Below are 20,477 nucleotides of genomic sequence, written 5' to 3'. Positions count from 1 at the left end.
CCCCGGCTACCCGGACTCCGCGCGTCTGGCGCGGTAGGTCCGCATCTTCGCCCGGCTGCCGCAGACCGCCATGGTGCACCAGCGGCTGCGGCCGGCCGGGCTCTTGTCGTAGAAGACCCAGCGGCAGTCGTGGGCCTCGCAGGCCTTGAGCCGGCTCCAGGTGCCGTCGGCGACCGCGGTCGCGATGCCCGCCGCGATACGGGCGGTGAGGTGCGCGGCGCCCCGGAGCCCGGCGACCGGGCGCAGTGCGGCGCCGCCGTCGGGGTGTACGGACAGGACGAGGGGGGCGGCGGCCAGCAGCCGGTCCAGCGTCCGGGCGGTCCGCTCGGGCACGGCGGTGCCGGCGGTGTGCGCCAGACAGACCTCCCGGAGCGCCTCGCGCAGCTCCCGCAGCTCTTCGAGCGCCGCCGGCTCACCGCGGCCCGGGGCGAGTTCAGGCTCTCCGTGGTCATGCAGGAAGGCACCGAGGCCGCCGTCGGCGCACAACGCGTCCGCACCGGTCTCGATGTCGAGGGTGTTCACCAGGTCCTGCACCAACAGCAGGGAATCCGGGGCTGCTCGGGATGCCACTCTTGCCACGTTACCGATACATCGCCATTATGCAGTAACGAGGTTACCGGTTGGAGCTATGAGGAGGTAACGCCATGGGCCTGATCAAGCTCGGTGTTGTCGCACTGGACTGTCCCGACCCGCAGGCACTCGCGGGCTTCTACGCGGAGATGCTCGGCTGGCGGGTGGAAGGGGGCGGCGATTGGGTCGAGGTCGCCGGGCCGGAGGGCCGCGCCCTCGCCTTCCAGCGGGTGGCCGACTACCGGCCGCCGCAGTGGCCGGACCAGGAGGTGCCGCAGCAGCTGCATCTCGACTTCGACGTCACGCGCGGGGACATCGACGCGGCGGAGGACAAGGTCGTCGCGCTGGGAGCGAAGCTGGTCCAGCGCGACGAGGACGGGCGCGACTTCCGGGTCTATCTCGACCCGGCCGGGCACCCGTTCTGCCTCTGTCTCTGCGGTAGCTGAGTCAGCCGTCCAGCTGCTCGATCGTCGCGTGGGACGGGCCGCGCCGCTGCTGCTCGGCGCGCGCCACGTCCTCGGCGGCGCGCAGCGTGCGGACGGCGTTTTGCCAGGTGAGCCTGGCCAGGTCGGCCTCGGACCACTTGCGGTCCAGCAGCTCGGCGATCAGGTTCGGGTAGCCGGCGACATCGGCCAGGTCGGCCGGGGTGAAGGCGGTGCCGTCGAAGTCGCCGCCGATGCCGATGTGGTCGACGCCGGCGACCTCGCGCATGTGGTCGAGGTGATCGGCGACGGTGGCCGCGGTGGCCATCGGGCGGGGGTGGGCGGCTTCGAAGGCCCGCTGGACCGTCATGCCCGCCTCGGTGGTGTCGAGGTGGTGCAGACCGTGTGCCCGCATGTTCTCGTCGGCGCGCTGCGTCCATTCGACGGCGGCCGGCAGCACGAACTTCGGCACGAACGTGGCCATCGCGACCCCGCCGTTGGCGGGCAGCTGTGCCAGCACGTCGTCGGGGATGTTGCGCGGATGGTCGCAGACGGCGCGTGCGGAGGAGTGCGAGAAGATCACCGGCGCGGTGGTGACCCGCAGCGCATCGCGCATGGTGTCGGCCGAGACGTGCGAGAGGTCGACCAGCATCCCGCAGCGGTTCATCTCACGGACGACCTCCGCACCGAACGCCGACAGCCCGTTGTGGCGCGGCTCGTCGGTCGCGGAGTCCGCCCAGTCGAGGGTGTCGTTGTGGGTGAGCGTCATGTAGCGCACGCCCAGGTCGTGCAGCGCGCGCAGGGTGGCCAGCGAGTTGTGGATGGAGTGGCCGCCCTCGGCGCCCATGAGGGAAGCGATCCGGCCGTCGGCGCGGGCCGCCTCCATGTCGTCGGCGGTGTGCGCAAGGCGCAGCGCGTCGGGGTGGCGGGCGACCAGTTCCCGCACCACATCGATCTGTTCGAGGGTGGCGCTGACGGCCTTGTCGCCCGCGTAGTCGGCACGTACGTACACCGACCAGAACTGGGCGCCGACGCCGCCGGCCCGCAGCCGCGGCAGGTCGGTGTGGAGGTGCGCGGACTGGTCGGCGGCGATGTCGCGCCGGTCGAGGTCGTAGCGGACCTGCTCGCGCAGCGCCCAGGGCAGGTCGTTGTGGCCGTCGACGACGGGCCAGCGGGCGAGCAGATCCCTTGCGGCGTCCAGGGATGAGCTCACTTACCGCCCCCGAAGCCGAACCCGGCCGGAGAGGCGACCTTGTTGCGCAGCCGCTTGCCCTTCTCGGTGGCCTGGTCGTTCAGCTCCTGCTGGAACTCCCGCATCCGGCCGAGGAGTTCGGCGTCCTGGGTGGCGAGGATCCGGGCGGCCAGCAGCCCGGCGTTACGGGCTCCGCCGACCGAGACGGTGGCGACCGGCACCCCGGCCGGCATCTGCACGATGGACAGCAGCGAGTCCATCCCGTCGAGGTACTTCAGCGGGACCGGGACACCGATGACCGGCAGCGGGGTGACGGAGGCGAGCATTCCGGGGAGGTGGGCCGCGCCCCCGGCACCCGCGATGATCGCCTTCAGACCGCGGTCGGCCGCTTCCTCCCCGTACGCGATCATCTCGCGCGGCATGCGGTGCGCCGAGACGACATCGACCTCGTAGGGGATCTCGAACTCGTCGAGGGCCTGCGCGGCGGCCTCCATGACGGGCCAGTCGGAGTCGGAGCCCATGACGATGCCGACCACGGGGGACGGCGTGGCGGGGCGCGCTTCGGCGTTCGTTGCGGGGCGGGGGTCGGGCTGGGGGGACCTCCCAGCGGCAGCCGGGGGAGTGCTGGGCGTCATTCGGTGATCGTTCCTCGCAGATAGCCGGCGGCGTGCGCGGCGCGCTCGCGCACATCCGCCAGGTCGTCGCCGTAGGTGTTGACGTGGCCGACCTTACGGCCGGGCTTCACGTCCTTCCCGTACATATGGATCTTCAACTGCGGGTCCCGCGCCATGCAATGCAGGTACGCGTGGTACATGTCGGGGTAGTCGCCGCCGAGGACGTTGGCCATCACCGTCCAGCGGGCGCGCGGGCGGGGATCGCCGAGCGGGAGGTCGAGCACGGCACGGACGTGGTTGGCGAACTGCGAGGTGATCGCGCCGTCCTGGCTCCAGTGGCCGGAGTTGTGCGGGCGCATGGCGAGCTCGTTGACCAGGATGCGGCCATCGGCGGTCTCGAAGAGCTCGACGGCCAGATGCCCGACGACGTCCAGCTCCTTGGCGATGCGCAGCGCCAGCTCCTGGGCCTGGCCCGCCAGCTCCGGGTCGAGGCCGGGCGCCGGCGCGATCACGGTGTCGCAGACGCCGTCGACCTGGATGGACTCCACGACCGGGTAGGCGACGGCCTGGCCGTGCGGGGAGCGGACGATGTTGGCGGCCAGTTCGCGGCTGAAATCAACCTTTTCCTCCGCGAGGACGGGCACCCCGGCACGGAACGGCTCGGCGGCCTCCTTGGAGGATCGCACGACCCAGACGCCCTTGCCGTCATAGCCCCCGCGGACGGTCTTGAGGATCACCGGGAACCCCACGCCCTCCGCCGCGAACCGCTCGACATCGGCGGGGTCGGAGACGATGCGGTGCCGCGGACAGGGCACGCCGATCGCGTCCAGCTTCGCCCGCATCACCCCCTTGTCCTGAGCGTGCACCAGCGCATCGGGACCGGGCCGTACGGGGATGCCGTCGGCCTCCAGCGCCCGCAAGTGCTCGGTGGGAACATGCTCGTGATCGAACGTGATCACATCGCAGCCACGGGCGAAGGCACGCAGCGTGTCCAGATCGCGGTAGTCGCCGATGACGACATCACCGACCACCTGAGCCGCCGAATCCTGCGGAGTGTCGCTGAGGAGCTTGAATTTGATGCCGAGGGGGATACCCGCCTCGTGGGTCATACGGGCGAGCTGACCGCCGCCGACCATGCCGACTACCGGGAACGTCACGCCCCCAGGGTATCCGTACGGCACGACTGCCCCCGACTCGGGCTTGGATGATCCTCCGAGTTCGCACGTTCGAGGAGCGCCGAGGGAAGATCGGCACGGGCGGTTACTCTCGGGCCGGGATGGGGGGCCGGTGCCCGGGGCGGGCCCGGCAAAAGGGGAGGCCGGATGGAGAACAGCGGCATATCAGGGGGCTCCAGGAGGCTGGTGATCGTCGTCGCGATCGCCGCGCTGCTGATCGCCCTGCACTCCGTTTTCAGCCAGTTATCCGCGCCCAGGATCTATGACGCGGACGACACCGAGATCGCCGTCTCCGCCGGTGACCACTTCAGCGTGCAGCTCTCCGACGACTCCGCCGACGGCTACCGCTGGATCATCGCCGAGCCCCGCCCCGACCCGGCCGTCCTCAAGGCCGCCGGCGGCCCGCCCCCGGACGGCCCCGGCACCGCCCGCTACCTCGCCTTCGAGGCCGTGCACCCGGGCCGTACGGACTTACGGCTGCTGCGCTGCCGGCGCTGCGGCACCGGCGCGGCCGACGAGAAGGGCGCCCGCAGCCTCAACTTCCGTGTCACCGTCGGCTGACCCGATCGGACCGCGAGGCGTTGCGCACGGACCTGACAGATGGCAGGCACCGCTCTCCGCCCCTGGTTAGCATGAGGGAGCGGACCAGGGTTGACGGCCGCGGACACCGCCCATGACGGGAGCTGAACGATCACCATGAGTGAACGGAGCGCACTGCGGTCGAGGCTGGAGGCGCTCCTTCGCGAGGTGGCGAAGTTCGGGGCGGTCGGCGGCGTGGGGGTCGTGGTCAACTTCGCGGTGTTCAACCTCGTGCGGCATCTGACCGAGGTACCCGTCGTCCGGGCCAGCATCATCGCGACGGTCGTGGCGACCGGCACCAACTATCTCGGCTACCGCTACTTCACCTACCGTGACCGCGACAAGCAGGGCCGGACCAAGGAGCTGACGCTCTTCCTGCTGTTCAGCGCGGTCGGCCTGGTGATCGAGAACGGTCTGCTCTACGTCGCGACGTACGGGTTCCACTGGGACAGCGCGCTGCAGAGCAACGTCTTCAAGTTCCTCGGCATCGGCCTCGCCACGCTCTTCCGCTTCTGGTCCTACCGCACCTGGGTCTTCCGTGCGCTGCCCGCGCGGGAGGCCGTGGAGACCGCCGAGTCCTTCCTCGCCGACGGCTCGGAGCGCCCGCGCAGCACCTCCCGGAAGTAGCCGGGGCACGCCGGGCCCCGCAGGGCGCACCGGCATCCGCGGCCTCACTCCTCGGCGGGCTCCGCCTCCCGGGCCAGGAACAGCGCGAAGACCGGGGGATGCTGCTGGAGCAGCTCCAGCCGCCCGCCGTCCGCCTCCGCCAGATCCCGTGCCACGGCCAGCCCGAGCCCGGTGGAGTTCCGGCCGGACACCGTGCGCTCGAAGACCCGCGAGCCGAGGTCCGGCGGGACCCCTGGCCCGGCATCGGTGACCTCGACGACCGCCTGATTGCCGGTGACGCGGGTACGCAGCGCGACCGTTCCGTCGCCGTGCATCAGCGAGTTCTCGATGAGGGTGGCCAGAACCTGGGCGACCGCGCCCGGTGTACCGACGGCCCGCAGCCCCTTCTTGCCGGAGCGGACGATGGCCCGCCCCGCGCTGCGGTAGGCCGGCCGCCACTCCTCGATCTGCTGCTTGACGACCTCGTCCAGGTCGAAGGCGACCGCGGAGCCGCTGCGCGGGTCCCGTGAATTGGTCAGCAGCCGCTGGACGACATCCGTCAGCCGCTCCACCTGCGCCAGCGCGATGGTGGCCTCTTCCTTCACGGTGTCCGGATCGTCGGTGAGGGTGATCTCCTCCAGCCGCATGGACAGCGCGGTCAGCGGCGTCCGCAGCTGGTGCGAGGCGTCCGCGGCCAGCCGCCGCTCGGCGGTCAGCATCCGCGCGATCCGCTCGGCGCTGCCGTCCAGCACATCGGCGACCCGGTCCAGCTCCTGGACGCCGTAGCGGCGGTGGCGCGGACGGGGGTCACCGGAGCCGAGCCGCTCGGCGGTCTCGGCGAGGTCGGTGAGCGGCGCGGTCAGCCGGCGGCCCTGGCGGACGGCCAGGATGACGGCCGCGATGATCGCCAGCAGCGCCACGGCCAGAATGACCAGCAGCGTCCGGCCGATCTCCGCACTGACCATGGAGCGGGATGCCTGGACGGTGACCGACTCACCGCGGTCGCCGCGCACCTCCGACTGGATGACCGTGCCCGAGGGCCGCTTCCCGATCTCGATCGGCGCCTTGCCGGGCACCTTGATCTTCGCGTACCGCTTGGCGGTGATCTGCTCGGAGAGGATGTCCGGGGTGATCTTCTCGCCGCTGCCCAACCGGCTCTCCACTATCCCGACCAGCCGGACCGCCTCGGACGCCACGCTCTCCTGGGCACCGGCCTGGATGGTGCGGGTCTCGACGATGACGAGCGAGACACCGAAGACGGCGATCACGACGAGCACCACGGCGAGCGTGGAGTTGATCAGGCGGCGGCGCACGGGCCCCTAGCTCTTCTCGAAGCGGAAGCCGACTCCGCGGACGGTGGCGATGTAGCGGGGGTTGGCGGCGTCGTCCCCGAGCTTCTTGCGCAGCCAGGAGATATGCATGTCGAGCGTCTTCGTGGACGACCACCAGGTGGTGTCCCAGACCTCGCGCATCAGCTGGTCGCGGGTGACGACCCGGCCGGCGTCCCGCACCAGGACCCGCAGCAGGTCGAACTCCTTCGCCGTGAGCTGGAGTTCCTCGTCCCCCATCCAGGCACGGTGCGACTCGACATCGATCCGTACGCCGTGGGTGGCGGGCGGCTGCTGGGGCTCGGCGGTGGAGCCGCGGCGCAGCAGGGCCCGTACGCGGGCGAGGAGTTCGGCGAGCCGGAAGGGCTTGGTGACGTAGTCGTCGGCGCCGGCGTCCAGGCCCACGACGGTGTCCACCTCGTCGGCGCGGGCGGTCAGCACCAGGACGGGGAAGGAATGGCCTTCGTTGCGCAGCCGGCGGGCGACCTCCAGGCCGTCCATGCCGGGCAGTCCCAGGTCCAGGACGACGAGGTCGATATTGCCCTGGAGACCGGCGTCGAGCGCCGTCGGGCCGTCCTCGCGCACCTCGACTTCGTAACCCTCGCGGCGCAGTGCGCGGGCGAGCGGCTCCGAGATGGACGCGTCATCCTCGGCGAGCAGTACACGGGTCATGGCCCGATGGTAGTCCGATGTATCCGGGCCGAGGGGCGGACCAGCGCGGATGGCTGACGACGGACCGTTCCTGCACCGTGAGCTGGGCACGCCCCGGGCGCGCGCGAGGGCGCACGGTCGCACGGAGCGGCGCCTGCGGTTCCCCGTACCGGTGTGAGCGTTCTCTCACGCAGCCCAACGGCGGTGCAACGAGACGTATGGTGGCAGGACGTCCATCGCTCAACCACCGGGACCTTTGACTCACCTGACGTCAACGGTCCCTCGTTGTGTCCAGGGCCGGAACCACCAGCCTCCATACACAGTGATCGACCTGTCGACCGGGTCCGCCGCGCTTGCAGCACGGGGGGCGTGGATCCGGGGTACGACCGACCTGCCGATCCTCCTGTGGGGGTCGAACCTCCCGGACGTGAGGAGCGGGCAGTCTGCGCCGGTGCCGGTCACCCCCACCGGGCGCGTATCGGCCTGCGAACGCGTCCCGAGCAGCAAGGAACCACCATGGCGTCCAGCCTGACGAAGGACGCGGCCCAGCAGGGGAACCCTGTGGACGGCGGCAAGACCTTCTTCGGCCACCCCCGCGGACTGGCCACTCTCTTCATGACCGAGATGTGGGAGCGCTTCAGCTTCTACGGCATGCGGGCCCTGCTCGTGTACTACCTGATCTCGGGTGGCGCCGACGGCGTCAAGGAGGGACTGCATACCGGCGGCCTCGCCATGACGGCGGCCGCGGCGTCCTCCATCTACGCGGTCTACCTGGCGATGGTCTATCTGCTCGCCATGCCCGGCGGCTGGTTCGGTGACCGCGTCTGGGGCCCCCGCAAGACGGTCGCCATCGCGGGCGGCGTGATCATGGTGGGTCACCTCACGCTGGCCATTCCGGGCTCACCGGCGTTCTTCGTCGGTCTGGCGCTCGTCGCCATCGGCTCGGGCCTGCTGAAGTCCAACATCTCGACGATGGTGGGCCACCTCTACGACGGTCCCGAGGACCCGCGTCGTGACGGCGGCTTCACGGTCTTCTACATGGGCATCAACTTGGGTGCCTTCGTCGCGCCGTTCGTCATCGGCACCGTCGGCGAGACCGTCAGCTGGCACCTGGGCTTCGCGCTCGCCGGCCTCGGCATGGGTCTCGGTGTCATCCAGTTCCTGCTGGGCACCAAGCACCTGAACCCCAAGAGCAGCGTGATCCCGAACCCGCTGTCCGCCCAGGAGCGCACGGCATGGCTGCGCAAGGGCCTGCTCTGGCTCGTCGTTGCCGCGGCCTTCTACGGCGTGGTCGCCGCGACCGGTCACTTCACCCTCAACTGGGCCCTGATCCCGATCACGCTGCTCGGCCTGATCATTCCGACGGCGGTGCTGGTCCGCATCAAGCGCGACAAGGACCTGTCGGACAGCGAACAGACCAAGATGAGCGGGTACATCTGGTTCTTCGTGGCCGCGGCCGTGTTCTGGATGATCTACGACCAGGGTGGTTCCACGCTGGCCGTCTTCGCCAAGGGCTCCACCGCCGGCTCGATGTTCGGCTTCGCGTTCCCCGCGACCTGGTTCCAGTCCCTGAACCCGCTGTTCATCATGGCGCTGGCGCCGGTGTTCGCGTGGCTGTGGCTGTGGCTGGCCCGGAAGGACCAGGAGCCCAGCACGACGGTGAAGTTCGGCATGGCCCTGGTGGCCATCGGCGCGTCCTTCTTCGTCTTCGTGGTGCCGATGATGATGGCCTCGGACGGCACCAAGGCCAGCCCGATGTGGCTGGTGTCGATCTACATGGTCCAGACGATCGGCGAGCTGTGCCTCTCCCCCGTCGGACTGTCCGTCACCACCAAGCTGGCTCCCGGCAAGTACGCCAGCCAGATGATGGGCGTGTGGTTCCTCGCGGTCACGGCCGGCGACTGCATCACGTCGTTGCTCTCCATCGGCGGTGTGGACCTCAGCGGTACGACCGTGATCGGGGTGGAGGCGGCCCTCGCGGTCCTCGCCGGTCTCGCGGTCTACGTGTACCGCAAGAAGATCGTGGCGCTCATGGGCGGCGTGCACTGACCCGCCCCCGCAGCTGACGCACAGGGCCCCGTCACACCGGATGGTGTGGCGGGGCCCTGCGTCGTACGGCGGTCCGCCGGCCGGGGTGGCTTCCCGGCCGGTTACTTCTTGGTCTGCACGCTGCCGCCGCGCAGGAAGTTCTTGACGCCGCAGTGGATGCGGGACTTCTTGCCGGGCTTCACCCACGGGCCGTGCATCGTGCAGGTGATCAGCGTCTCGCGGGTTCTGCAGGTCAACGCCGTATTGGCGGGTTGAACCCATGCGCAGAAATGATCTTGGTCAACTTATCGTCGGCGCAGCCGGCGCCAGGGGGTGAAGGTGAAGACCGCGCCGCCGAGCAGGATGACGGTGCCGGCGACGAGGCCGAGCGCGGTCAGCCCGCCGTGGTCACCGGCACCGGTCTCGGCCAGGCCGCCGCTGCCGCCCGAGACGGTGGCCGGTCCCGCCGCGCCGCCGCCGGAGGCCGCCGCACCGCCCGTCGTACCGCCGGAGGTGCCGCCCTGCTGCGCCGAGGTGTCCAGGGCGAGCGAGACTCCCGGGTCCTTCTCCGGGGTGCAGGTGGTGGTCGTCCCGAGGGCGTTGACGGTGAGCACGCCCGGGGTGAGCGTGGCCTTGCCGGTGGCGCCCGGCTTGTAGGTGCCCTTCAGATCGGGGATGGCTATCGGCTGTCCCGACTTGATCGGCTCGGCGTTCGTCGGCCCCTCGACCTTCACCGATCCCTTGTCCGCGCCGCCGACCTTGACGTCCATCGACGGCTTGACCGAGTCCTTGGGGATGTCCGCCGGGCTGTCCATGACCGACTTGCTGAACTTCACCGTCAGGTCGTAACTGCCGCCCTTCTTCACGGCGTTGATCTGGACCGGGGAGGTCGCCTTCTTGTCCCCGATGGGGGTCTTGCAGGCGTACGGGACCTGCACTTCCTTGCCCTTGTACGCGGTGCCGTCGGGGTCGCCGCCGGAGCCTCCGGTGGTCGAACCGGACGAGCCGGCGCTCGTACCGCCGTCGGTGGACCCGCCGGTCGTCCCCGTCGTGGTCCCGCCGGACGTCCCGGTGGTGGTGCCGCCGGACGTCCCGGCAGTGGTGCCGCCGGTGGTCCCGCCGGACGTGCCCGTAGTGGTGCCGCCGGACGTCCCGCTCGTGGTGCCGCCGGTGGTCCCGCCGGAACCGCCCCCGCCGTCGGTCACCTTGATGGTGACCGCGGGCTGCACCGCCTCCTTGGGCGAGCACTTGGTGTCCGTCGAGATCGGCTTGTTGACGTTGATGTTGTAAAAGCCGGGCGTCAGGGTGACCTCGCCCGGTTTCTCCAGCTTCAGCTTGCCCTTCATGTCGGACAGCTTCATCGCACCGCCCTTGGGGATCGGCGGGTTCTGCCGCGGCCCCTGCATGGCCAGATCGCCGGTCTGCGCTCCGGCCACCTTGACCGTGCCGGTCGGCTGGACGGTGTTCTCCCCCAGGTCGAGGATGTCCGGGTTCTTGGAGGCCCCCTCGACGGTCTTCCAGACCACCTCGATCTCGTCGCCCACCTTCGCGGTCGCTGGCGCGCTGACCGCCACCTTGGTGGTGCCCTCGATCGGCGGCAGCCCCGATATCGGCGGCGGCAGACACTCGGTCTTGTACGACACCTCGGCCGCCTGGGCGGTCCCGGCCGCTGCCATGATGCCCGCGCCCGCGAGCACCATCGCGGCCACCGAGGCCACCGCGGCTCTCCTCCGTTGCCTCATCACGCTGAACCTTTCGACGTCGGTCGTTCGGTTGATGTGGTGGTGGACGGTGCGGTGTCCGGGGTGAACCACGGCAGCCCGGCGGAGTCACCCGGCGTACCGGGGTCGGCCGTGGAGCCCTCGCTCGCGGTTCGGTTCCTGATGCGCTGTCCGATGCCGGCCGCGCGGCGGCGTCCGGTCGTGTGCGGACGTCCCGCGGGGTGCCGGCGGGTCCCGCCCGTCCGGCGCGGGCGTACCCGGTCCACGATCGCCATCCCGACGCGGAACACCGCCGCCGGGACCACCACGCAGAGCAGCACCCAGAAGAGCGTCACGCCCCATGGCCTGCCGACTCCCCAGGGCTGCTCGGCCAGCACCTTGCCGCCGTATTCGAGCGAGACCAGATAGTCCCCGTGCGCGCCGGCCGGCAGCTCGACCGGCAGCGTGACCTCGGCTTTCTTCCCGGCGGGTACGGTCCCCCGCCACTGCTGCTCCTCCCACTCGGGCGCGAAGACCCCGTGCGAAGTGCCGACCCGGAAGACGGGGTCCCTGGCCGGTGCCGAGCCGAGATTGCCGACCGTGAGGGTCAACTGGCGCTGTGCGGGGGCGCCGAACCAGGTCAGCAGGCCGCTGCTGCCCGCCAGCCGCGGCTGGGCGAGCACCGTCAGCCGGCCGCCGGTGCTCTCCTGGGGCAGCGGTGCCACCGGATGGCCCGCCACCTTGAACGCGGCATCCGCATCGGCCGCCTCACCGGTCACGGTCGCCACATGCACCACACAAGGGCAGGGCTTGGGCGGCTCGGCAACCGGGAGGCGCTTGCGGAACCCGCCGTGTGCGTCGGTGGTGACCGCCCGTCCGTCGCCGTTGGCACAGGAGTTGGTACCGCCGATCATGTTCTGCCCGCAGATCAGCAGCGTGAGCAGCGCCTTGGGCCGCCAGCCACGACCGGTCACGGTGAGGGTGCCGCCCTTGCCGGCTTCCTTCCGGGAGAGGTGGACGCCGGGATGGCCCTCGGCGGCGGCATACGGCGCCGTATGCGCGGCGGCGACGGCGGCCGGAAGCGGGGCCGACGCGAGCGCCAGGCCGAGGACGAGCACGGCCACCGCCCACTGCCCCGTCCGGCGCACGGTGCGGGCCGCCGGACCGGTGCGGGGCGGCCCGGTACGCGCCACCGGAGACACCCCGGCGCGGGCAGGGGCGGCGACCGCCGGCCTGCCCACCCCCGTGGTCGCGCCCCTGGCGGTACGTATCCCCGGCTCCGTCGCCGTACGTGTCCCCGTCCCCGTCTCGCCGTTCACGATCGCGCTCCTGATCCGGTACTCGCCAACTGCTCCGCCGCGTCCGCCCGTCCGCCCTCGGACGGCCGCGCGTCCTCGGCCGCCCGCCGCGCGGTCTCCGCCACCCGTGCCCCGCTCGCAGCCTTGGCGCGGCGCCGTCGGCGTACGGCCACCAGGCCGCCCGCGCCCGCCGCCAGAAGGAGCGCCGGTCCGGCCGCCACACCCCAGGGGACCGCGGTGTACGGGGCGGTGGCGGACCCGTGGGCACCGCCGCCCGCCGTCACCGTGAGCCGTACGTCCACCGCGTCCAGACCGGGCGGATCGGGCCATGTCTCCGTCAGATCGGCGCCCTGGCCGGGCCGCAGCGCGGTCGGCAGGGTGCGGGCGGCCCGCCGCAGCACGGCGCCGAAGAGCCCGTCGGCGTGCACCGCGAGCCGCGGCCTGAGCACCGTGTTGCCGCGGTTGACCAGCGTGTACCGGATGACCGCCGCACCGCCCCGGGCGCGCACCGCCACGTTCTCGACGGTCAGCGCGGACAACGTCGGCCCGGTCACCCGCAGATGGAGGGGCACGGCGTCCCGGCCGCCCGCACCGCTCCCCTTGCCGCCGCCGGTGGCGATCAGCGCGCCGGGGTGATCACCGGGAGCGGCGTCGCGCGGCAGGGTCACCGTGAACGGCACGCTCGCCCGGGTGTGCGGCGGGACCTTCACCTCCTTCGAGGCGAGCGTGAGCCACGAGCCGGGCCCGGAGCTGCGCAGCCGCACGGTGACGGCGCGGCCGGTGGGGTTGCTCAGGGACAGCCGGTCGCCCATGACGGTGCCCGGCGCGCCCTCCAGATAGAAGTACGGACGGTCCTGTGCGCTCGGCTCGGCGCCGTCACCGGGCGCGGGCGCCGCGGACCAGCCCGGTGGTGCCGGGGCGGCGGCCGGCCGGGCCACGGCCGCGGCGGGGCACAGCAGCACGGCGGCGGTCGCGAGGACCGCACCGCTGACCGCTGTGCGGGTACGGAACGGCATCGGCGGCTCCTGGTGCAAGGGGGGTACCTCCCCGTGCCGGCCGGGCACGGGGGCGTGCGGGGAACGGGGGTGCGGCACGCGGGTCCTGGCGCCCCGCGCGGCGCGTCACACCCGCTGGTGGCGGCGGGTCAGCCAGAGCGCGCCGGCCGCACCGGCCAGCAGCACGGTGCCGCCGAGGGTGCCCAGCGCGAGGGCGGAGTCCGCGGGTCCGGTCTGCGGCAGCTGTCCGCCGGAGGAGCCGCCGGCCGCTGCGGAAGCGCCGGTGCTCCCCGAGGCGCCGCCGGCTCCCTTCACATCGAGGGTCAGCGAGGGCTTGGGGTTGTTGGCGGGCGTGCAGGTGGTGGTGGTGCCCAGCGCCTTGATGGTGAGCGTGGAGGCGGTGAAGGTGACCTTGCCGCTGCCCTTGGGGGTGTACGTACCGCTCAAGTCACTGATCTTGATGGGGGTGTTGGCCGGTATGGCCTTGTCGTTCGGCGGCCCGGCGACCGGCACCGTACCGCTCTCCGCGCCGCCCAGCTTGATCAGCGCGCTCGGCTTCATGGCGCCCTTGCCCAGCTCGACGGGGCTGGAGGAGACGCCCTTCTGGAAGGACATGACGAGCTTGTACGCCCCACCGCCGGGGGTGCTCTTGATGTCGATGGGCGAGACCGCGCCCTTGTTGCCGATCGGCGTTTTGCACTGGTAGTTGACGTCAACGACCTCGGCATGGGCGGCCGGTGCGGTGAGCATCACCGCGGACCCCGCCGCCATCGCCACGGCCGCGGCGAGGCCGGCCGCCCGGCCCGGGCGCCTGCCGTGCTGTTCGTAGAAGCGGGCCACCTCGGATTCCCCTTCTCCCGGTGAGCGCACCGCCGGATGTTACTGACGGCACATCAGATTGGCGGCTCAAGGTACGCCGGGGACCTTGCCGAGGGAAGGCAATACACAGCCCCGATCGGTCCGGGGTCCGCGCGACGGGGAAATCCGGCCTCGGGCGCAGGGCTCCGGGGCGCCGCGGGGGTGCGAAGGGGCCACACACGACGAAGCGCGGGCCCGCAGGCCCGCGCTCAGCTCTTCCCCGGTGAATCCGCCCGCGCTTCAGGACGGCGCGGCCAGCTCCGCCCAGACGGTCTTGCCCGCGCCGTCGGCGTTGCGCACCACACCCCAGTCCAGGCACAGGCGCTGCACGATGAACATGCCGTGACCGCCGGGGCGGCCCGGCCGGTGCGGGCTGCGCGGTGCCGGCGAGCCCGTACCGAGGTCGCTCACCTCCAGGCGCAGCACTTTGGCGGTGCAGCGCAGCCGCAGCTCCTCGGGCCCTTCGGCATGCAGACAGGCGTTGGTGACCAGTTCCGAGACGACGAGCAGCACATCCTCGGCCGCGGCCCGCCGGTCGGCACTGGCGGCCGGCAGCCAGCCCCAGTCGTGCAGGGCCTGCCGGGCGAAGTCACGGCCACGCGCCACGGCCCCTCGGGTGCCCGCCAGGCGCAGCCGGCGGATCTGGCCCACCGGGGTGGCGGCAGCCGCGGCGGAAGCGCTCACGCCGCCCGACTCCGGGCCGAGATCGCCCGGCGGATACGGCCGGGTGGTGCTCATCAGCGCTTCACCTCACCGATTCGCCTGTTCACGGAAAACAGATACTGACTGATTCAACGGATTCAGATGTCTCCTGCCCGACCGGACCGTGAGAACACCCACTACTTGGGTACGGAAGTTGTGACACGGACTACGTGCCCGGAATGCAACGTTCCGGACAGTGCCGCCATGTCAGTCGCTCAGGGCCGCGTCGAGAGAGTCGTGCACCGTGAAAACCGCCTCTGCGCCAGTGATCTCGAAAACCCGGGCAACCACCGGCTGCATCCCCGCCAAATGGACCCCGCCCCCCGCGGCCTCCGCCTTCAGGCGGGCGCCGAGCAGCACATTGAGGCCGGTGGAGTCCATGAACTCAAGGGGTGAGCAGTCCACCACCAGGCGTGCATAGCCGTCGTCCACACAGCCTTCGAGTGACTCACGCAACAGATCTGCGGTGTGGTGATCGAGCTCACCCGAAACCGTCACGACCGCGCTGGCGCCGTGATGGCGGATCTCGACATGAAGCCGGCCCCGGCTTGCACTGCCGACCGTCCCGCGGTCCATGCGCGCGCACCCCTCTTGCTGTCTAGACGACTGTTTGCTTACCGACTGCGCTCGTCGAACCCTACGCCCTCCTGACGCCCCTCGGTAGCCGAACAATCCGCATATTGCTCAATATACGGACAACACGCACTTGCCATCTTCAGGCAAAGCCAGGTAGGCGTAGAAGCACACATTCGAAACGGCCGGCTTTGGAGGCGCCGCACACCGCAGCTTCACGTAGAGGCATCGGCAGCCATATGCCGAGAACGATGGAGGAGACCATGTCACCCCGGCTCGACGAATTGCGCACCGACGACAACCGGCAGCCCGCATCGTCGACACCCCCGTCCGACCCGACCGGGCACATCCCTTCCCAGTCGATCCCTGCCGAATCAGATCTGGCGGGAATGGCTGAGATCGAGGACCTGCCCGAGATCCCGCCGTTCGACGAGGTGGGCCCGGTGGACGCGAGGGCTCTGTCCAAGACCCTCTTCGAGCGGCTCGAAACGCTTGAGGAAGGCACCCACGAATTCGCGTACGTCCGCAACACTCTGGTCGAGCTCAACCTCGCGCTGGTGAAGTTCGCGGCCTCCCGGTTCCGCTCCCGCAGTGAGCCCATGGAGGACATCGTCCAGGTCGGCACGATCGGCCTGATCAAGGCGATCGACCGCTTCGAAATCAGCCGTGGCGTCGAGTTCCCGACGTTCGCCATGCCGACCATCGTCGGCGAGATCAAGCGCTTCTTCCGTGACACCAGCTGGTCGGTGCGCGTACCGAGGCGGCTGCAGGAACTGCGTCTGGACCTCGCCAAGGCGGGCGACGAACTGGCGCAGAAGCTGGACCGCGCCCCCACGGTGCAGGAACTCGCCGCGCGCCTCAGCATCACCCGTGACGAGGTCGTCGAGGGCATGGCCGCGAGCAACGCGTACACCGCGAGCTCGCTGGACGCCCAGCCCGAGGAGGACGACAGCGAAGGCGCGCTGGCGGACCGGATCGGCTACGAGGATCACGGGCTCGAAGGCATCGAGTACGTCGAGTCCCTCAAGCCGCTGATCGCCGAACTCCCGCCGCGCGACCGGAAGATCCTCTCGCTGCGCTTCGTCGCCAACCTGACGCAGTCCGAGATCGGCGAGGAGCTGGGCATCTCCCAGATGCACGTCTCCCGTCTGCTCTCCCGCACCCTCGTGCGGCTCCGCAAGGGGCTGATGGTCGAGGAGTGAGGACCGCGGTCCCTGCCGGTCCACCCGACCGGCAGCCGCCCGCGCACAGGAGGGCCTGCCCCGGGATCACTCGGGACGGGCCCTCCTGTGCTGGTGCCGGAGAACGTCCTCGCCGGCTTCGTGAGGCGGCGAGGAGGTCACTCCCGTCGTGCGGCCGTCAGACGCGGACTCCCTTGTGCCACACGGCAGAGACGAGCGGGACGCCCGGCCGGTAGGCGAGGTGGACGTGCGAGGGCGCGTCCAGCAGGGCGAGGTCGGCGCGGGCGCCGGGGGCGATCCGGCCGACGTCCGTGCGGCGCAGGGCACGGGCGCCGCCCGCGGTCGCCGACCACACGGCCTCGTCGGGGGTCATCCCCATGTCGCGGACCGCCAGCGCGATGCAGAACGGCATGGAACTCGTGAAGGACGAGCCGGGGTTGCAGTCGGTCGACAGGGCGACGGTGGCGCCGGCGTCGAGCAGTGGGCGGACGTCGGGCCACCGGGCGCGGGTGGAGAACTCGGCGCCCGGGAGGAGGGTGGCGACGGTGTCGGACTGTGCGAGGGCGTCGATGTCCGCCTGACTGAGGTGGGTGCAGTGGTCGGCGGAGGCGGCGCCGAGTTCGACGGCGAGCTGGACGCCGGGGCCGTGGCCGAGCTGGTTGGCGTGCACCCGCGGCACCAGGCCCCTGGCCTTGCCCGCGGTGAGGACGGCGCGGGCCTGATCGCCGTCGAAGGCGCCCTTCTCGCAGAACACGTCGACCCAACGGGCGTGCGGGGCGCAGGCGTCCAGCATCGGGCCGGTGACCAGGTCGACATAGCCGGCCGGGTCGTCGGCGTAGTCGGGCGAGACGATGTGCGCACCGAGGAAGGTGACCTCGTCGGTGTGCTCGGCGGCGATGCGCAGCGCGCGGGCCTCGTCCTCGACGGTGAGCCCGTAGCCGGACTTGGTCTCCTGGGTGGTGGTGCCCTGGCGGAGCGCCTCGGCGAGATAGCGGGCGACATTGGCGTGCAGCGCGTCGTCGGTGGCGGCGCGGGTGGCGGCGACCGTGGTGCGGATGCCGCCGGCGGAGTACGGACGGCCGGACATCCGGGCGTTGAACTCCGCGGTGCGGTCGCCGGCGAAGACCAGGTGGGAGTGGGAGTCGACGAATCCGGGGAGAGCCGCCCGGCCGCCCGCGTCGACGGTGTTGTCAGTGGCGGGTGCTTTGCTGGAAGCACCGACCCAGGCGATGCGGTCGCCGTCGATGACGACCGCGGCGTCCTGGATCAGGCCGAGGGGGCCTTCACCGAGGGAGGGGTCGTTGGTGACGAGCTGGGAGATGTGGGTGATGGCGGTGGTGGTCGGCGTGGAAGTCGTCGTCATCGCGGGGGTGTTCTCCTTCAGCCGCGTACCGCGGCGATGGACTCTGCGAGGGCGGTGGGTACGTCGGGGACAAGGGTGTGCACACCGTCCCGGACGATCTGCCGGCCGCCGACGATGGTGTGCCGTACGTCCGCCGCGGAGGCGGCAAATACGGCCGTTTCGGCGGCCAGCCGGGGCAATGGTCCGGCGGTGCGTACGGAGTCCAGTGCGATCGTGGTGAGATCGGCGAGCGCGCCGGTCTCCAGGGTGCCGGCGTCGTCCCAGCCCAGGGCGGCATGACCGTCGGCGGTCGCGGCGCGCAGCAGGGCGGCGGCCGTCCAGTGCCCGCGGGTGCGGGTGCGCAGCCGTTCGTCGAGCTCCATGGCGCGGGCCTCTTCGAGCAGGTCGATGACGGCGTGGCTGTCGCTGCCGAGGGACAGCGGGCTGCCGCGGCCCTGGACCCGGGCGGCCGGCCCGATGCCGTCGGCGAGGTCGCGTTCGGTGGTGGGACACATGCACACGCCGGTGTGGGAGTCGCCGAGCAGCTCGATGTCCTCGGTGGTGAGGTGGGTGGCGTGCACGGCCGTGGTGCGCGGGCCCAGCGCACCGCGGTCGGCCAGCAGCCGGGTGGGGGTGCAGCCGTGGGCCTCGCGGCAGGCGTCGTTCTCGGCGGTCTGCTCCGAGAGATGGATGTGCAGGGGAGCCTGCCGTTCGCGGGCCCAGTCCGCGACGGTACCGAGCTGCGCGGCGGGGACGGCGCGTACGGAGTGGATGGCGGCGCCGATGCGGGCGTGTTCGCGGTCCTTGAGCGCGTCGGCGCGCTGGGCCCAGTGGTCGGCGGTGCCGTCGGAGAAGCGCAGCTGGTGATGGTTGGGCGGGGCACCGAAGCCGGCCGAGAGATAGGCGGTGTCGAGCAGGGTGATGCGGATACCGGCGTCGGCGGCGGCGGAGACCAGCGCCTCGCCCATGGCGTTGGGGTCGTCGTAGCGGGTGCCGCCGGGCGCGTGGTGAAGGTAGTGGAATTCGCCGACGCAGGTGATGCCGGCCAGCGCCATCTCGGCGTAGACGGCGCGGGCGAGGGCGTAATAGGTCTCGGGGGTGAGCCGGTCGGCGACGCTGTACATGATCTCGCGCCAGGTCCAGAAGGTGCCGGTGCCGACCTGGACGGTGCCGCGCAGGGCGCGGTGGAAGGCGTGCGAGTGGGCGTTGGCCAGACCCGGGAGGGTCAGGCCGCGCAGCGCGGTGGCGCCGGGCGGCGGAGTGGCCGCCCCGGTGCGGACCGCCGCGATCCGCCCGTCCGCGACGTCCACGGTCACGCCCGGTTCGACGTAGGTGCCGAGCCAGGCGTGTTCGAGCCAGTACGTCGTCGGTGTTGCCTGTGTCGTCAGTGGCACGCCAGCCCTTCCAGTACGTCGGCGAGTGCGCTGACCCCGGCGGCGCAGTCGTCCTCGCCCGCCGCTTCGGCGGGCGAGTGCGAGACCCCGGTGGGGTTGCGTACGAACAGCATCGCGGTGGGGACGGTTCCGGACAAAATACCGGCATCGTGCCCGGCGCCGGTGCCCAGGACGGGAACGGTCCGCTCCCCCGTCTTGCCGAGGATCGCGCTCAGCTCGTCCCGCAGGGCGTGCTGGAACTCCACGACGGGGGTGAAGGATTCACGGACGACGGTCAGGTCCACACCGTCGCGGGCGGCGCGCTCGGCGGCGGCCTGCTCGATCCCGGTGATCACGGTGTCCAGGGTGTCCTGGTCAGGGGCACGGGAGTCCAGCCAGCCGCGGACGAGCGAGGGGATGGCGTTGACGCCGTTCGGCTCCACGCTGATCTTCCCGAAGGTGGCCAGGGCCCCGGCCAGCCGGGCCTGCTCGCGGGCGGCGAGCACGGTCGCGGCATAGCTGAGCATCGGGTCGCGGCGGTCGTCGAGGCGGGTGGTGCCGGCGTGGTTGGCCTCGCCCTGGAAGTCGAACCGCCAGCGGCCGTGCGGCCAGATGGCGGAGGCGATGCCGACCGGGTCGCCGGACAGGTCCAGGGCCCGGCCCTGCTCGACGTGGAGTTCGACGAACGCGCCGATCCGGGCCAGCCGTTCGGGGTCCGGGCCGATGGCTTCCGGGTCGTATCCGGCGCGCTCCATGGCTTGCGGGAGGGTGGTGCCGTCGCCGTCGCGCAGCTGGTGGGCGGCCTCGGCGGTCAGCGCCCCGGCGGCGAGCCGGGAGCCGACACAGGCCAGTCCGAAGCGGGCGCCTTCCTCGTCGCCGAAGTTGACGATCGCCAGCGGCTTGCTGAACTCCGCTCCCCTGCGGCGGAGTTCGTCCAGCGCGGCGAAGGAGGACACCACGCCCAGCGGGCCGTCGAAGGCGCCGCCGTCCGGTACGGAGTCCAGGTGCGAGCCGGTGACGACGGCGTCGCCGGGGGCCACGTCCTGGTAGCCGGTGGCGCCGAGCCAGGCCCACTGGTTGCCGTTGCGGTCGAGTTCGTGGACGAGGCCGCGGGCGTCGGTCTGGGCCCGGAACCACGCGCGGCAGTCGGTGTCGGCGCCGGTCCAGGCGTAGCGGCGGTAGCCCCCGGAGGAGGAGTTGCGGCCGATGGGCCGCAACCGCTGGGTCTTATACACAAATACGAGCCCACCAGACTGAAAACTATATCGTATTGCCGGTTGTGGTTGAAAA

The 20,477-nt window shown here is 71.4% G+C and carries 21 protein-coding genes; 5 read left to right on the top strand and 16 right to left on the bottom strand.

Annotation, left to right across the window (positions count from 1 at the left end; translation table 11 throughout):
* Positions 1-6: 6 nt before the first annotated feature.
* On the bottom strand, positions 7-570 hold the full coding sequence (locus ACWGI6_RS25540) for a CGNR zinc finger domain-containing protein (protein ID WP_453269660.1): 564 nt from the start codon (positions 568-570) through the stop codon (positions 7-9).
* Positions 571-644: 74 nt separating this feature from the next.
* Between ACWGI6_RS25540 and ACWGI6_RS25535 the strand changes: the two genes are divergently transcribed.
* Positions 645-1,016 carry a VOC family protein gene (locus ACWGI6_RS25535; protein WP_453269659.1) on the top strand — a complete coding sequence of 124 codons (372 nt, stop codon included), beginning with the start codon at positions 645-647 and terminating at the stop codon, positions 1,014-1,016.
* Position 1,017: 1 nt separating this feature from the next.
* On the opposite strand, the gene ACWGI6_RS25530 is transcribed toward ACWGI6_RS25535, so the two are convergent.
* The 3 genes from ACWGI6_RS25530 to ACWGI6_RS25520 form a co-directional block, all read right to left on the bottom strand.
* Entirely contained in the window at positions 1,018-2,205 is a 1,188-nt protein-coding gene (locus ACWGI6_RS25530) for a dipeptidase (protein WP_453269658.1), read from the bottom strand.
* Positions 2,202-2,705, bottom strand: a complete 504-nt coding sequence (gene purE / locus ACWGI6_RS25525) for a 5-(carboxyamino)imidazole ribonucleotide mutase (RefSeq protein ID WP_453269675.1) — start codon at positions 2,703-2,705, stop codon at positions 2,202-2,204. Before purE ends, ACWGI6_RS25530 begins: the two co-directional genes overlap by 4 nt.
* Positions 2,706-2,815: 110 nt before the next feature.
* The gene (locus tag ACWGI6_RS25520; RefSeq protein WP_453269657.1) at positions 2,816-3,955 is read right to left on the bottom strand and encodes a 5-(carboxyamino)imidazole ribonucleotide synthase; all 1,140 of its coding nucleotides are present in this window, start codon (positions 3,953-3,955) and stop codon (positions 2,816-2,818) included.
* A 165-nt stretch (positions 3,956-4,120) separates the two neighbouring features.
* Between ACWGI6_RS25520 and ACWGI6_RS25515 the strand changes: the two genes are divergently transcribed.
* The gene (locus tag ACWGI6_RS25515) at positions 4,121-4,534 is read left to right on the top strand and encodes a protease inhibitor I42 family protein (RefSeq protein ID WP_453269656.1); all 414 of its coding nucleotides are present in this window, start codon (positions 4,121-4,123) and stop codon (positions 4,532-4,534) included.
* Positions 4,535-4,669: 135 nt separating this feature from the next.
* Positions 4,670-5,179, top strand: coding sequence for a GtrA family protein (locus ACWGI6_RS25510; RefSeq protein WP_453269655.1), 510 nt, complete (start codon positions 4,670-4,672; stop codon positions 5,177-5,179).
* 44 nt (positions 5,180-5,223) lie between these two features.
* Here the strand turns inward: ACWGI6_RS25510 and ACWGI6_RS25505 are convergent, their stop codons facing one another.
* Positions 5,224-6,471: an ATP-binding protein gene (locus ACWGI6_RS25505; RefSeq protein WP_453269654.1), complete on the bottom strand. Its 1,248-nt coding sequence runs from the start codon at positions 6,469-6,471 to the stop codon at positions 5,224-5,226.
* 6 nt (positions 6,472-6,477) lie between these two features.
* Positions 6,478-7,158: a response regulator transcription factor gene (locus ACWGI6_RS25500; RefSeq protein WP_350251285.1), complete on the bottom strand. Its 681-nt coding sequence runs from the start codon at positions 7,156-7,158 to the stop codon at positions 6,478-6,480.
* Between the two features lie 495 nt (positions 7,159-7,653).
* On the opposite strand from ACWGI6_RS25500, the gene ACWGI6_RS25495 reads away from it, so the two are divergent.
* On the top strand, positions 7,654-9,186 hold the full coding sequence (locus tag ACWGI6_RS25495; RefSeq protein ID WP_453269653.1) for a peptide MFS transporter: 1,533 nt from the start codon (positions 7,654-7,656) through the stop codon (positions 9,184-9,186).
* A gap of 101 nt (positions 9,187-9,287) precedes the next feature.
* On the opposite strand, the gene ACWGI6_RS25490 is transcribed toward ACWGI6_RS25495, so the two are convergent.
* The 7 genes from ACWGI6_RS25490 to ACWGI6_RS25460 all read right to left on the bottom strand — a co-directional run bounded on the left by ACWGI6_RS25490 (position 9,288) and on the right by ACWGI6_RS25460 (position 15,294).
* Positions 9,288-9,422 (bottom strand): hypothetical protein, encoded by a 135-nt coding sequence (locus ACWGI6_RS25490; protein ID WP_453269652.1) that lies wholly within the window; start codon positions 9,420-9,422, stop codon positions 9,288-9,290.
* Positions 9,423-9,470: 48 nt separating this feature from the next.
* Positions 9,471-10,907 (bottom strand): hypothetical protein, encoded by a 1,437-nt coding sequence (locus ACWGI6_RS25485; RefSeq protein ID WP_453269651.1) that lies wholly within the window; start codon positions 10,905-10,907, stop codon positions 9,471-9,473.
* A complete protein-coding gene (locus ACWGI6_RS25480) occupies positions 10,907-11,989 on the bottom strand; it encodes a hypothetical protein (protein WP_453269674.1) in 1,083 nt (360 codons plus the stop codon). The genes ACWGI6_RS25485 and ACWGI6_RS25480 overlap by 1 nt, the downstream gene beginning before the upstream one ends.
* Positions 11,990-12,180: 191 nt before the next feature.
* A complete protein-coding gene (locus ACWGI6_RS25475) occupies positions 12,181-13,179 on the bottom strand; it encodes a COG1470 family protein (protein WP_453269650.1) in 999 nt (332 codons plus the stop codon).
* Between the two features lie 105 nt (positions 13,180-13,284).
* Complete coding sequence (locus ACWGI6_RS25470) at positions 13,285-13,998, bottom strand: LPXTG cell wall anchor domain-containing protein (RefSeq protein ID WP_453269673.1); 714 nt, start codon at positions 13,996-13,998, stop codon at positions 13,285-13,287.
* 258 nt (positions 13,999-14,256) lie between these two features.
* Complete coding sequence (locus ACWGI6_RS25465) at positions 14,257-14,754, bottom strand: ATP-binding protein (RefSeq protein WP_393908237.1); 498 nt, start codon at positions 14,752-14,754, stop codon at positions 14,257-14,259.
* A 171-nt stretch (positions 14,755-14,925) separates the two neighbouring features.
* Positions 14,926-15,294: an STAS domain-containing protein gene (locus ACWGI6_RS25460; protein ID WP_393908238.1), complete on the bottom strand. Its 369-nt coding sequence runs from the start codon at positions 15,292-15,294 to the stop codon at positions 14,926-14,928.
* Between the two features lie 248 nt (positions 15,295-15,542).
* On the opposite strand from ACWGI6_RS25460, the gene ACWGI6_RS25455 reads away from it, so the two are divergent.
* Positions 15,543-16,493 (top strand): RNA polymerase sigma factor SigF, encoded by a 951-nt coding sequence (locus ACWGI6_RS25455; RefSeq protein ID WP_453269649.1) that lies wholly within the window; start codon positions 15,543-15,545, stop codon positions 16,491-16,493.
* Positions 16,494-16,650: 157 nt separating this feature from the next.
* On the opposite strand, the gene hutI is transcribed toward ACWGI6_RS25455, so the two are convergent.
* From hutI to ACWGI6_RS25440, 3 genes are read right to left on the bottom strand one after another with little or no spacing between them, the layout of a single operon-like run.
* Positions 16,651-17,835, bottom strand: a complete 1,185-nt coding sequence (hutI, locus tag ACWGI6_RS25450; protein ID WP_453269648.1) for an imidazolonepropionase — start codon at positions 17,833-17,835, stop codon at positions 16,651-16,653.
* 17 nt (positions 17,836-17,852) lie between these two features.
* Positions 17,853-19,208: a formimidoylglutamate deiminase gene (locus ACWGI6_RS25445; protein WP_453269647.1), complete on the bottom strand. Its 1,356-nt coding sequence runs from the start codon at positions 19,206-19,208 to the stop codon at positions 17,853-17,855.
* Positions 19,199-20,422, bottom strand: a complete 1,224-nt coding sequence (locus ACWGI6_RS25440) for an allantoate amidohydrolase (RefSeq protein ID WP_453269646.1) — start codon at positions 20,420-20,422, stop codon at positions 19,199-19,201. The genes ACWGI6_RS25445 and ACWGI6_RS25440 overlap by 10 nt, the downstream gene beginning before the upstream one ends.
* Between the last annotated feature and the right edge of the window lie 55 nt (positions 20,423-20,477).

Source organism: Streptomyces sp. NPDC054786, assembly GCF_053611685.1.
Note: the sequence above shows the minus strand (reverse complement) of the source record. Positions and strands in the feature narration are given on the sequence as shown.

Coding starts and splice junctions, on each gene's coding strand:
- ACWGI6_RS25535 (WP_453269659.1), top strand. CDS start 645: ATGGGCCTGATCAAGCTCGGTGTTGTCGCACTGGACTGTCCCGACCCG.
- purE (WP_453269675.1), bottom strand. CDS start 2,705: ATGGGCTCCGACTCCGACTGGCCCGTCATGGAGGCCGCCGCGCAGGCC.
- ACWGI6_RS25515 (WP_453269656.1), top strand. CDS start 4,121: ATGGAGAACAGCGGCATATCAGGGGGCTCCAGGAGGCTGGTGATCGTC.
- ACWGI6_RS25510 (WP_453269655.1), top strand. CDS start 4,670: ATGAGTGAACGGAGCGCACTGCGGTCGAGGCTGGAGGCGCTCCTTCGC.
- ACWGI6_RS25500 (WP_350251285.1), bottom strand. CDS start 7,158: ATGACCCGTGTACTGCTCGCCGAGGATGACGCGTCCATCTCGGAGCCG.
- ACWGI6_RS25495 (WP_453269653.1), top strand. CDS start 7,654: ATGGCGTCCAGCCTGACGAAGGACGCGGCCCAGCAGGGGAACCCTGTG.
- ACWGI6_RS25485 (WP_453269651.1), bottom strand. CDS start 10,907: ATGAGGCAACGGAGGAGAGCCGCGGTGGCCTCGGTGGCCGCGATGGTG.
- ACWGI6_RS25475 (WP_453269650.1), bottom strand. CDS start 13,179: ATGCCGTTCCGTACCCGCACAGCGGTCAGCGGTGCGGTCCTCGCGACC.
- ACWGI6_RS25465 (WP_393908237.1), bottom strand. CDS start 14,754: ATGAGCACCACCCGGCCGTATCCGCCGGGCGATCTCGGCCCGGAGTCG.
- ACWGI6_RS25460 (WP_393908238.1), bottom strand. CDS start 15,294: ATGGACCGCGGGACGGTCGGCAGTGCAAGCCGGGGCCGGCTTCATGTC.
- ACWGI6_RS25455 (WP_453269649.1), top strand. CDS start 15,543: ATGGAGGAGACCATGTCACCCCGGCTCGACGAATTGCGCACCGACGAC.
- hutI (WP_453269648.1), bottom strand. CDS start 17,835: ATGACGACGACTTCCACGCCGACCACCACCGCCATCACCCACATCTCC.